At 65.2% G+C, this 11,178-nt stretch carries 9 protein-coding genes and 1 rRNA gene; 3 read left to right on the forward strand and 7 right to left on the reverse strand.

The window, feature by feature from the left end; all coding sequences use genetic code 11:
- Both ACT3HL_RS16665 and ACT3HL_RS16670 read right to left on the reverse strand, forming a co-directional pair.
- Nucleotides 1-222 (reverse strand): 16S ribosomal RNA (locus tag ACT3HL_RS16665); the annotation flags it as partial.
- 880 nt (nucleotides 223-1,102) lie between these two features.
- Nucleotides 1,103-1,435, reverse strand: a complete 333-nt coding sequence (locus ACT3HL_RS16670; RefSeq protein WP_445087884.1) for a non-histone chromosomal MC1 family protein — start codon at nucleotides 1,433-1,435, stop codon at nucleotides 1,103-1,105.
- Between the two features lie 184 nt (nucleotides 1,436-1,619).
- Here ACT3HL_RS16670 and ACT3HL_RS16675 point away from each other — a divergent pair, with 184 nt between their 5' ends.
- Both ACT3HL_RS16675 and ACT3HL_RS16680 read left to right on the forward strand, forming a co-directional pair.
- Complete coding sequence (locus ACT3HL_RS16675; protein WP_049987936.1) at nucleotides 1,620-1,817, forward strand: hypothetical protein; 198 nt, start codon at nucleotides 1,620-1,622, stop codon at nucleotides 1,815-1,817.
- A 57-nt stretch (nucleotides 1,818-1,874) separates the two neighbouring features.
- On the forward strand, nucleotides 1,875-2,954 hold the full coding sequence (locus ACT3HL_RS16680) for a quinone-dependent dihydroorotate dehydrogenase (RefSeq protein ID WP_445087885.1): 1,080 nt from the start codon (nucleotides 1,875-1,877) through the stop codon (nucleotides 2,952-2,954).
- Nucleotides 2,955-3,077: 123 nt separating this feature from the next.
- Here ACT3HL_RS16680 and ACT3HL_RS16685 read toward each other — a convergent pair whose 3' ends face one another.
- The 5 genes from ACT3HL_RS16685 to pheS all read right to left on the reverse strand — a co-directional run bounded on the left by ACT3HL_RS16685 (nucleotide 3,078) and on the right by pheS (nucleotide 10,500).
- On the reverse strand, nucleotides 3,078-3,521 hold the full coding sequence (locus tag ACT3HL_RS16685) for a hypothetical protein (protein ID WP_445087886.1): 444 nt from the start codon (nucleotides 3,519-3,521) through the stop codon (nucleotides 3,078-3,080).
- A gap of 291 nt (nucleotides 3,522-3,812) precedes the next feature.
- Nucleotides 3,813-4,106 carry a hypothetical protein gene (locus tag ACT3HL_RS16690; RefSeq protein WP_445087887.1) on the reverse strand — a complete coding sequence of 98 codons (294 nt, stop codon included), beginning with the start codon at nucleotides 4,104-4,106 and terminating at the stop codon, nucleotides 3,813-3,815.
- Between the two features lie 201 nt (nucleotides 4,107-4,307).
- Nucleotides 4,308-7,019, reverse strand: a complete 2,712-nt coding sequence (locus ACT3HL_RS16695; RefSeq protein ID WP_445087888.1) for a valine--tRNA ligase — start codon at nucleotides 7,017-7,019, stop codon at nucleotides 4,308-4,310.
- Nucleotides 7,020-7,120: 101 nt separating this feature from the next.
- Nucleotides 7,121-8,968 (reverse strand): phenylalanine--tRNA ligase subunit beta, encoded by a 1,848-nt coding sequence (locus ACT3HL_RS16700; RefSeq protein ID WP_445087889.1) that lies wholly within the window; start codon nucleotides 8,966-8,968, stop codon nucleotides 7,121-7,123.
- A complete protein-coding gene (gene pheS, locus ACT3HL_RS16705; RefSeq protein ID WP_445087890.1) occupies nucleotides 8,968-10,500 on the reverse strand; it encodes a phenylalanine--tRNA ligase subunit alpha in 1,533 nt (510 codons plus the stop codon). Before pheS ends, ACT3HL_RS16700 begins: the two co-directional genes overlap by 1 nt.
- Nucleotides 10,501-10,884: 384 nt before the next feature.
- On the opposite strand from pheS, the gene ACT3HL_RS16710 reads away from it, so the two are divergent.
- On the forward strand, nucleotides 10,885-11,172 hold the full coding sequence (locus ACT3HL_RS16710; RefSeq protein ID WP_445087891.1) for an amphi-Trp domain-containing protein: 288 nt from the start codon (nucleotides 10,885-10,887) through the stop codon (nucleotides 11,170-11,172).
- Nucleotides 11,173-11,178 lie beyond the last annotated feature (6 nt).

The following is an 11,178-nucleotide window of genomic DNA, read 5'->3' on the forward strand; positions in this document are numbered from 1 at the left end:
CGGCCGCAGCCACATCCTGCAGCGCCGGAGCGTTTCTGGCTTTCGGCAATTCCAGCGTGAAAGCGCTATGACGCATTGGCCTCAGTTTCCCGAGGATATTCGTCTCTGCAGGGTAGTTTGGCCACGTGTTACTGAGCTTTTCGCCGCGAGTCTGAACTCGCACGACTAGCATGGCTAAATCGGACTCCGATAGCAATGGCCTCCGGCAGGATCAACCGGAATGGGTTCCCAGCGGTCTGTGACGACCGCGGGGAGGGTGGCGGGATTCTCACTCTCACAAGGAGAGTGAGGATCACCAATATATCACATTGCGTGGTCCGTTCGATTGGGTGGTTCGGGTCACCGGACAGGTGACACCGAACCACCAAGGCTAACATCAGATTCCATCTGTACGGCGGACCGCAGGGGTGGAATCCTCATCTCTTGCGGACATAGGGATACGTCGGACTGCGCCATAAAGGCACCGGTCCTCGTTCGCCTGCCGGCCGAAGCCGGCTGTCCGAGCGGGCGCGGGGTCGAACCGCACCCAGTCGCGGTGTGTCGTTCGCATTCGATCGGAGATGACTCGAACACTTAAGCCCGTCGTGTCGTCCCCGGCTCGTTCGAGCCGGAGGCGACGGCGACAGAGCGGATCGAGTCCGGTCCGACCGAACGAAGCTCCCGGGCGACCCCGGGTGCGTTCCGCGTATTTCTACGGATGCCGGGTAAATATAAAAGGCCGTCGAACCGTCCCCGCCTCGTTATGCGATTTCACACCGTGAGTGCGTGATTCGCTCAGCGGTGTATCGTAACGGTCCGTAGATTCTCGCCAAACGAGACGGCGGGAAGCTGTGATGCCGTGGGATGACTCCGATCAGCCCTCGAGGCGGCGTCGCAACTCGAGGGGTGCGAGGATACGGCGCGGTCGGAGGCCGACGCGTCATCCCACGCTGAGCGCGTGCGGTCGGGTCGGGTAGTAACCGCGCGTCCGACACTCACGGGGGGACGAACAAAGCGATGTCGGAGACGGGACGAAAGAAGTGTCGAGGACGGAGCGAAGCCGCCAAGTGTGTCTGCTAACGCCGATGCGCGTATCGCATAGCCGCGGGGGCACTCGCGCGCGTTACTCCTCGAGGTGTTCGATCCCCTGTTTGGCGACGTTCCCGCGGGTCACCGTCGAGACCTCGTTATCCTGCATCCACCCCGGCTTGTCGCTCGGCGCCGAGTCGTGCCACGCCCACGCGTGATAGACGTGTACCCGATCGGTCCCGCGCTCGAGCAGCCTGATCTCGGTGGGATCGGCTTTCGCCCCGTCCTCCGACTCATAGGAGTCGTAGCCTTCGAGTCGACGGGCGGCCTTGAGCGCCGCCTGTCGCGGCATCCGTCCGGTGAACTGTTTGGTCTTCTCCCCGTTCTCCAGCATCACGAAATTCCGTTTACCGTCCTCGCGCACCATTGGTGTGGTCCTCTATGACAAGGAAGCGCAGGGTCTGGTATAAATATATCGGCAAAATAGACTGCTGCGTCGGGGTCGGTACCCGATATCGCGGCCGACGCCGTGTCAGTTCGTGAGGGACCGAGGCAAGACGTAAACAACACTTATGTATATCCTGTGGCGAATCTTCGCCTAGACAGCTCCGATGGTTCGGAAAAAGAAGCTCAGCCCGAGTGGCGCGAAAGACGAAGACGGCGAGTACCACAACGTCCACGTCAATCTCCACGAGGACGAACTCGCCGTGGCCGGGATGGAGATCGGCGACGAGGTGTTCGTTCGGGTTCGAGACGGCAAGATCATCATCCAGAAAGCCGACCCCGACGCGGTCGAACACGACTTCTGAGGGGCCGATGATCCGACGCACCGGCCGGTCGGCGTCCGATCGCCGATCTGACGACAGATGCAGCACGCACTCGCCGTGATCCAGCAGACATACCGCGCACTCAGGCCCGCGCTCTTCTCGCTCCCCGCAGAGACCGCACACCGAGTAGTACACCGCGGGCTCCGGACGGTCCAGCACACGCCGATCGAGGACGCCCTCCGAGACCGACTGCGAGTCGGCGACGGCCGGCTCGCGGTCGACGCGTTCGGGCAGTCGTTCGACAACCCGGTCGGCGTCGCCGCCGGGTTCGACAAGAACGCCGAGTTACCCTCGGTCCTCGGCGCGCTCGGGTTCGGGCACGTCGAAATCGGCGGCGTCACCGCGCGCGCGCAGCCGGGGAACCCGCGGCCGCGGATGTTCCGCCTCGCGGCGGACCGCGCCATCATCAACCGGATGGGTCTCAACAACGAGGGCGCCGACGCCGTCGGCGAGCGCCTCCGGGCGAGTCGGGACCCCGGGATTCCCGTCGGTGTCAACGTCGCGCTCTCGGAGGCCGTAGACCCCGCTGCGGCCCCCGAAGACTACCGATACACCTACGAGCGCGTCGCTGACGTTGCGGACTACCTCGCGGTCAACGTCTCCTGTCCGAACAGCGAGGGAATGCGCGACCTCCAGAACCGCGAGTCGCTGGAGGCGATCCTCGGCGAACTCGTCGACGCCGGCGCGTCGCCGCTCCTTGTGAAGCTCTCGCCGGACCTCCCCGACCCCGCCGTCGAAGACGCGCTGGCGGTCGTCGAGGAGTTCGACCTCGACGGCGTTATCGCGACCAACACGACGACCGAACGGCCGTCGGGGCTCGAGAGCCCGAACCGCGCGGAGAAAGGCGGACTCTCGGGCGCGCCGATCGAAGGCCGCGCGACCGAGATGGTCCGCTTCGTCGCCGAGCGGACCGACGTCCCCGTCGTCGGGGTCGGCGGCGTCGCCGACGCCGCGGGCGCGTACGCGAAGATCCGCGCGGGAGCGAGCCTCGTCCAACTCTACACCGGCTTGGTCTACGAGGGACCGACGCTCGCGCGCGACATCAACGAGGGACTGCTCGGACTGCTGGACCGCGACGGCTTCGACAGCGTCGAAGACGCCGTCGGTGCCGATCTGTAACCGGAGACGTCGTCGAACGCTTCACAGGGGAATTGTTACCCTCGATTCGCTGAATTCGCTGTGAGGCAGATCCTGCGTATTGATCGTAACGGATACGTTCAAAACCCACCTCCACAAGAGAACTCAGTTCTGACTATCACACTCACCTATTGAGCCATAGATTATCCTCGGATCCCCGGAGCCGTTTGGTTGATTCGTCGTAATTTCAAGTGTGATCTCGATACAGGATTGCCCATCCGCGTCTTCGACGAGATCGGCTCGAACAGCGTCACCGGTGTCAGTTTTTGGAATATGTGCATATAAGATGTATTCACCAGTCTCGGCGGGTAGTTCATCGAAGGTCACAAACTGATTTGGAGCAGGCGAAGCTGTGACCGTGCGCCAGAGAACGATCTCGTCACCGTCAATTAAGAGGACGCTTGCTCGCACATCACGGGCAAGTCGATTTCGAAGGGTTATCTCCGAAATTTCGATTCCAGATGATGAACTCGCTTTCGGGAGAGAACAGCCGGCCGTAGTTGCGAGAAGCAATGATCCACCGAGTTGGAGGGCAGAACGGCGCTTCACGTTGCGGACTAATCGAGTCACTGGTGAATATCTGTGGAAGTACACGTATTATTGAACGGATTTGCTGAATCTACTCTCTGTATCTCGTACGGGGTTTCTGGTCTACTCTCTGTATCTCGCACGGGGTTTCTGGCAAAGTTCAGATAAACCTCCATCTATATTGGTGTGTGAATATCCTGCCTTGATTGATCTCCAAACGTTGTTTTCACGTCCAGTCACGGCGAACCAGCCGATAGAACAAGCCGTGCGAGTACCTCGGTTATTGCGAAGGTCGTCCTGAGTCCGGTTCACTTACTCGACTTCGAGCGTGTCCAATGCTTCACTGAAGGTTGTCACGGGAACCACGTCAGCCGTATGGTCGTGCAGGAGCGGCGGGCCGAGCAACGAGGTCAGCCCTTCGAACGTATCTGACTCGATCAGCAGGTAGAACGTATGCTCGTTTGGTGCCACGAACGAACTCTGTACGGTCACACCGAGTGATTCCGGGGCGTCCGTTAACCGCGTGATCAACTCGCTCGCCTTCCCTTCGTGTTCGTCACGCGCCCAGCAGTTCTCGGGGCTATGGGTCAACTGTACGTGGAACATCATAGTCAACTCCCATACGACGAGTGAGACGGTAACTGTATGTACTGATAACATACAACATACACCGGTATAGACGCAGGTAGTTGACTGAGCTGTGACGTTGCTCATCTACACCGACCAATCAGAGATTCCGAAGGAAGTGTGGAACCCGTTCTCTGAGCCGCCCGTAAACGGCAAATAGCGGTGGGGGCCCGGCGGCGTCTACTCTCCGCGGTGGACGATCACGACCGCGTCGCCGGCCTCGATCATCTCGCCGTCGCCGGTGTAGCGCCGCTCTTCCTCGATCGCAAACATCTCGGCGGCTAACTCGACGCCGGCGACGTGCAGTTCGTCGCCGACAGTCTCGTACTCGCCCGCGTCGAGCGCGGCGTCGATCTCGGAGACCTGACTGCCGAACTCCGGGCCGACGAGCGAGTACTCGAGGTCGACGCCGGTCACGACCGACTCGATCGACGGCCGCTCCTCGAGCGTCGCCAGCTCGTCGACGTGCATCACGCCGGAGATGTCCTCTTCGAAGCCTGCGATGTCGCCCCAGACCTCGACGCGATCGAGTTCGGCGTTCATCGGGAGCTGGCGGTCGCTCTTGTACTTCCGGAGGGCGCCGACGACGGCCATCGCCGTCTCGCCCGCCGCGAAGTCGGCGTCGACGCCGAGCGGGTCGGGCCAGCCGCTCCGGTGGACGCTCGCCTCGGCGTCGTACATATCGCGCCAGAGCTCCTCGGCCGCGTGCGCGAGGATCGGCGAGAAGAGCTTGAGGAACCGACGGTGAGCGACAGAGAGGGTGTACGCCGCGGAGGCCGCCGAGGCGTCGGCGGCGACGCCGTCTCCGTCCGCCGCGTCGCGAACGCGCTGTTTGGCGATCTCGAGGTAATCGTCGCAGAACGTGTGCCAGAAGAACCCGCGGAGGCCGTCGCGGGCCTTCGAGAACTCGCGGCTCTCGAATCGCTCCGTGACCCGTTCGATCTCCCGGTCCAACTCCGCGAGCAGCCAGCGGTCCAACTGCGTGAGATCGGCGTGATCGAACGCGTCGCGGTCGGGCGCGTCCTCGGTGAGGCTCTCGACGAGTTTCGAGGCGTTCCAGAGCTTCCGCAGCAGCTTTTCGCCCGCGCGGAGCCCCTTCTCGGAGTAGGGGAGGTCGTCGCCGACGGCCGAGCCGGCGGCCCAGTAGCGCGCGGCGTCGACGGGGAACTTCGAGACGACCTCGTCGGGGGCGACGACGTTCCCCTTCGATTTCGACATCTTCTCTCGGTTCTCGTCGAGCACCATCCCGTTGATCATCACGCTGTCGAACGGCACCTCGCCGGTGTGCTCATAGCACTTGACGACCGTGTGGAACAGCCAGAAGGAGATGATGTCGTGGCCCTGCGGGCGGAGGTCGAACTGGTAGAGCTCGGGGTTCTCGAAGGCGAACTCCTCGCTCTCTTCGTCCCAGTCCCAGCCGGCGTTGATCAGCGGCGTGAGCGACGACGTCGCCCACGTGTCGAAGACGTCGTCCTCGGGGACGAACTCGTCGTGGCCGCACTCGGGGCAGGCGTCGACCGGCGGGTCGTCGCTCAGGGGATCGACCGGCAGGTCCCCCTTCTCGGCGACGACGACGTGCTCGCACGCCTCGCAGTACCACACCGGGAACGGGATGCCCGAGGAGCGCTGCCGGGAAATCGCCCAGTCCCACTGGAGCCCCTCGATCCAGTTCTTATACCGGGTGAACATCTTCTCGGGATACCAGTCCATCTCGCGGCCGGCTTCGAGGTACTCGTCGGTTCGATCGAGCAGTTCGATGTACCACTGGTCTTTGACGAGGAACTCGACGCTCGTCCCGCAGCGCTCGTGGACGTTCACCGTGTGAGTGATCGCGCGTCGGTCGAGCAGCGCGCCGGCGGCGTCGAGGTCCTCGACGATGGCCTCGCGGGCCGCCGACGAGGAGAGCCCCTCGTACTCGCCCGCGACGTCGGTCAGCGTCCCCGACTCGTCGATGGCGATCCGGAGGTCCAGATCGTGCGCTTGGTACCACTCGATGTCGGTCTGATCGCCGAACGTACAGCACATCACGATGCCCGAGCCGGTCTCCATGTCGACCCGCTCGTCCGCGATGATCGGGACCTCCTGATCGAAGAGGGGGATTCGCGCCTCCTCGCCGACGAGGTACTGGTTCTCTTCGTCGTCGGGATGGACGAACACCGCGACGCACGCCGGCAAGAGTTCCGGGCGGGTCGTCGAGATGGTGAAGGTCTCCGCCCCGGCCCCTGCGGCGTCGGCGTCGCGCTCGCCCCCGCCGACGTCGGTTCCGGCAGCGCCGGTCCCGACGACCTCGAAGGCGATGTCGTGGAAGTGGCTCGGCTGCTCGTCGTCTTCGGTCTCGACCTGCGAGATGGCCGTCTCACAGTCGGGACACCAGATCGCCGGCGCGCGCTGGCGGTACTCTCTGCCCTGTTCGTAGAGGTCGATGAAGGAGAGCTGGGACGTCCGCTGGACCGCCGGCGAGATGGTCCGGTACGTCTGGTCCCAGTCGATCGAGATGCCGAGGTCCTGCATCTTCTCGGTGAACTCGGCCTCGTACTGCTCACAGACCTCGCGGGTCATCGCTTGGAACTCCCGGCGCTCGTAGTCCTGGTGGCGGACGCCGAGTTCGTCCTCGGCGAGGCGCTCGGAGGCGATGCCGTTGTCGTCGTAGCCGAACGGGAAGAAGACGTCCTTCCCGCGCATCCGGTTGAACCGAGCGACGAAGTCCTGCAGCGTGAAGCCGTAGACGTGGCCCCAGTGCAGGCTCCCGGATACCGTCGGCGGCGGCGAGTCGATCGAGAAGGCGGTGTCGGGGTCCGCTACGTCGCCCTCGTAGGCGTAGAGGTTCTCCTCGACCCACCGGTCCTGCCACTTCGCCTCGACGGTCTCCGGGTCGTATTCTCCGCTCGGCATTCTCGGGCGAAAATACCGGCGGGAGGGCTGTTAAGTCACTCGATTACTCGATCGCTCGCGCGAGTGTCGCTCCACATCCGAGGTCGCACGCGACCGTGGGACTACTCCGCCAGCGCCGCGAGGTCGAACTCGAACGCCGCGACCGGGAGTTCGAGGTCGTGTTCGACCAAGACGCGCGGGTGGAGTTCACCGACGACACCGACCGCCTCGCCGTCGATCACGACCGACGCCGCGCGGCCGTCGATGAACGAGGGGTGCTCCGTCGCCGGCGTCGACAGCTCGACGTCGAAGTCCCGACAGATCGCCTGCAGGCGGGCCTTCGCGTCCTCGTACGTCGCGTCGTGGCTCGCAAGCACGCCCGCGACGTGCTGTCGCTCGCGGACGCGCGTGTTGACGTCATCGTCGCGCTCGGCAACGAGCCCGACCTCAGCGAGGTTCTGCGGGTACGCGCGGTGAGTGTTGTTCTCCAAGACCATCACGAGCGAGGGGAGCGCCCACGTTCGGAGGATCCCGTAGTCCTCGCTGTACGGTTCCGTGATCCGAACCGGCTCGCCGCCGCCGAGGTAGTCGCTTCCGGGTTCGACGTTCATCCGGTCGTACACTTCCTCGGCGCTCGTCATATGGAAGTTCAGGAGGTCCTCGAAGCCGAGACCGGTCAGGACGCTCCGCGCCGCGGCCTCCAGCCGCGAGCGCTCGTGGCGACCACCGACGGTCCCGACGTCCGGGTACCTCGGTTCGAGCTCGTCGAAGCCGTACGCGCGGCCGACGTCGTCGACGAGGTCCAGCGGGTGGAGCACGTCGACGCGGTACGGCGGGATCGACACCTCGTAGGTGGTGCCGCTCGCGTCGCCGTCTGCCGCGTCGCCGTCTCCGTTCGCGGCCGTCTCCGTGTTGTCTCCGTTCGCGGCCGTCTCCGTGCCGTCTCCACCCGAAACGACGGCGTCGAGTCCGGAGCGCTCGAAGAGGTCGACCACCTCGCTCGGTTCGAACTCGACGCCGAGCATCGTCTCGATGCGGTCGTGGGAGACGGACTTCGTCTCCACCTCGAAGTCGGGGCGGGCGAGCGTTCGGCCGGCGCCGGACGCGCCGTCGGCCGCACCCTCGGCCGCGCCGCCTCCGGAGCCGCCGTACTCGACTTCGACCGCCTCGATGGTCGCGCCGCGGGCCGACAGCGCGTAGCAGATGATGTTGCACATCCGGTCGATCGTCCACTGGTCGGTCCCGGTGAGTTCGACCAAGAGGTCCGTCGAGTCCGTCGAGACCTCGGTCCGGCGGCCGTTGATCACCGGCGGGAACGAGAACAGGCCGAGTTCGTCGTAGATCGCCGGGTAGCGGTCGTACTCCGCGATGAGGTCCGCGTACGTGCGCCCGGTCGGGTGCGCTTCGAGCACCTCGGCGGGCGTCATCTCTCGATCGCTGTCGAGCGGGACGAAGGTGTCTCCCTCGGGGTCGATCCCGGTGTAGGTGACCGAGTTGCCCCCGCTGTCTTCGGAGAGTACCTCGCCCTTTATCGCCACGAGGTCGTGGATCCCGATCGCGCCCTTCGCGCGCTTTCTCCCCATCGTGGCGTGAAGCTTCTCCTGCAACTGGATCAGCGAGTCCAGTCCGGCCTCGTCGAGGTCGACGCCGCGGACGATCGCCCCTGTGACGTAGGGGCGCTCGTCCGGGACGTCCTCGTCGACGACGAGCGTGAAGTCCGGGTCGTTCGTCTTCGGGACGTCGACCCCCCGATCGTCGCCGTAGTGATAGCGCAGCGATCGCGCGACGCCCTCCACGGAGAGCCGGTCCAAGCGGTCGGGGCCGAACTCGAACTGCAGCAGGCCCTCTTCGGTCTCGCCCTCGAACTCCAGGCCGAGGCCGAACAGGTCGGATTTGAGCGTCGCGTCGTCCTTCTCGTCGTGGCCGGTCAGTTCCCGGAGCTCGTCGGGGTCGATGTCGACGACGGGCATCAGTACGTCACCTCCGCGCCGCGGAGGAACTCGAGGTCCGCGAGCGTGCCGTGCAGGTCGCGGATGTCCTCCGCGCCCGTTGTGAGCATCGCGAGCCGCTCCAAGGCGAGACCCCACGCCATCACGTCGTGTTCGACGCCGAGCGGTTCGAGCACCTCGTCGCGGAACATCCCCGAATTGCCGATCTCGATGAGTTCACCCGTCGTGGGATGGCGGCCGAACAGCTCGAAGGACGGCTCGGTGTAGGGGTTGTAGTGCGGTTTGAACTGGACGTCCGTGATGCCGAACTGCTCGTAGAACTCCACGAACGTCCCCATCAGGTCCCGAACGGAGAGGTTCTCGGCCATCACCCAGCCCTCGATCTGGAAGAACTCCAGCAGGTGCGTCGAATCCAGCGTGTCGTTGCGGTACACCTTCTCGAGGGAGAAGTACCGCTGGGGGGGTTCGAGCTCGCCGACCTCGGTCCCGGAGAGGTACCGCATCGACAGCGATGTGGTGTGACCGCGCAGGGCGATCGCCCGCGCGAAGTCCTCGGACCACGGCGAGTGGTAGCCGTCGCCGTCGGGACCGACGCCCTCGCGGTGGGCGCGCTCGACGCGGTCGACGAGGTCCGCGGGGAGGTCTTCGATCGGCGGGACGTCGAGGGCGAAGCGGTCCCAGTGGGTCCGCGCCGGGTGGTCCTGCGGCATGAAGAGGCAGTCGTTGATCCAGAAGTCCGCGTCGGCGTGGGGGCCCTCCATCTCCTGAAAGCCCATCCCGACGAGGACGTCCTTCACGCGCTCTGCGGTCTGTCTGAGCACGTGTGTCTTGCCGCTCCGAACGTCGGGCGCGTCGGCCTCGACGTTGTACTCGGTGAATTCTACTTCCCGCCACTCGCCGGAGGTGAGCAGCTCGGGGGTGAGCCGATCCACCGTCTCGGCGGTCTCGACGCCCTCCATCAGCGCCGTGACGCCCGCGTCGGTGAGCGTGACCGTCCGAACCGTCCGCTCGTGACGGTCGAGGAGGTTGCGGGAGACGAGCTGATCGAGGACGTCGTCGCCGACGTCCGCCGGACCCGCTCCGGGCGCATCGTCCGCATCGTCGGCCGCGAATCCGGCGAGCGCGACCGCCTCGGGATCGGACTCGGCGTCCGCGTCGCCCTCGGCGGAGAGTTCGCCGCTGTCGATTCCGCCGTATCCCTTCCGGCCGAAGTTCGCGAGCGCGATGTCGACCTCGGGGCCGTCGAGGTCGGCCGCGCCGATGACGCGGCCCATCTGCACCGGCTCGTCGGCCGCGCCGGCCTCGACCGCCGCGCGGTACAGTCGCACCTCGGGGAGACCGGCGTCGACGTAGTCGCGACCCTCGTCGGTCAGTTCGTACTCGGTCGACTCCGACTCCTCGACGTCGAGGAGGCCGTCGTCGCGGAGCTCGAAGGCGGCCCGCGTCGCCGTCTCCGGCTTCAACCCCGCTTCCTCGGCGAGTCTGTCTATCGGCGTTGCGTCTGTCGCACTCGCGGCGTTCAGCACCGCGACCTGTGGTTGGGAGAGTTTCATTCTGTATCGGGTGTCGTCTCTGCGAATCGGTCGTTGTCGCGTCTACCGACCGGCCGCCAGTTAGCAGTTCCGAAGACCGCAGCGCGAGCGCGGCCGGGGGACCGAATCGAACGGTTTCGACGCCCGCCGCGACGCCGGGTGGGGACACGGCGCGCTGGCCCGGCGGTTCCGCCGCCCTCAGGCGCTCCGGAAATCGAACGTGGACCCGTCGCAGTCGGTCGGTTCGAGAGCGACGCCGCAGGCTGAGTACTCGGGTCCGTGGCGCATATCCCGAGCGTCACCGCCGTCGGGCAAAACGGTTCCGGATTCGTGCGAACAGTTGCCACGGGACGGACGCTCCCTCGGAGGCGCGCGTTTATCAGTCCACACAGCGAACTGTCAGATATGCCCGAAGAAGTGCTGTTCAAATCGGAGAGTCGACAGAGCCGAGAAGCCATCGCGTCGTACCTGCGGAGCGTCGCGGACAAACTGGACGGCGGCGGCCCGATCACGCTCGCGGCCGGCGAACAGTCCGTGACGATGGAGCCGCCCGCGCAGCCGACCTTCGAGGTGAAGGCCGAGCGGGAGGGCCCGGCCGACGGTCCCGGAGAGCTGAGCATCGAACTCGAGATCGAGTGGGACGAAGGCGGCGACGACGGCGCGGGCGGCGACGGCGATCTGACGATCGAATAGCGGAAC

This window comes from Halobellus sp. GM3, assembly GCF_052545375.1.

Bases quoted from the DNA above. Each gene is read 5' to 3' on its own strand.
- ACT3HL_RS16670 (WP_445087884.1), bottom strand. From the start codon at position 1,435: ATGGTGCGCGAGGACGGTAAACGGAATTTCGTGATGCTGGAGAACGGG.
- ACT3HL_RS16675 (WP_049987936.1), top strand. From the start codon at position 1,620: ATGGTTCGGAAAAAGAAGCTCAGCCCGAGTGGCGCGAAAGACGAAGAC.
- ACT3HL_RS16680 (WP_445087885.1), top strand. From the start codon at position 1,875: ATGCAGCACGCACTCGCCGTGATCCAGCAGACATACCGCGCACTCAGG.
- ACT3HL_RS16690 (WP_445087887.1), bottom strand. From the start codon at position 4,106: ATGTTCCACGTACAGTTGACCCATAGCCCCGAGAACTGCTGGGCGCGT.
- ACT3HL_RS16695 (WP_445087888.1), bottom strand. From the start codon at position 7,019: ATGCCGAGCGGAGAATACGACCCGGAGACCGTCGAGGCGAAGTGGCAG.
- ACT3HL_RS16700 (WP_445087889.1), bottom strand. From the start codon at position 8,968: ATGCCCGTCGTCGACATCGACCCCGACGAGCTCCGGGAACTGACCGGC.
- pheS (WP_445087890.1), bottom strand. From the start codon at position 10,500: ATGAAACTCTCCCAACCACAGGTCGCGGTGCTGAACGCCGCGAGTGCG.
- ACT3HL_RS16710 (WP_445087891.1), top strand. From the start codon at position 10,885: ATGCCCGAAGAAGTGCTGTTCAAATCGGAGAGTCGACAGAGCCGAGAA.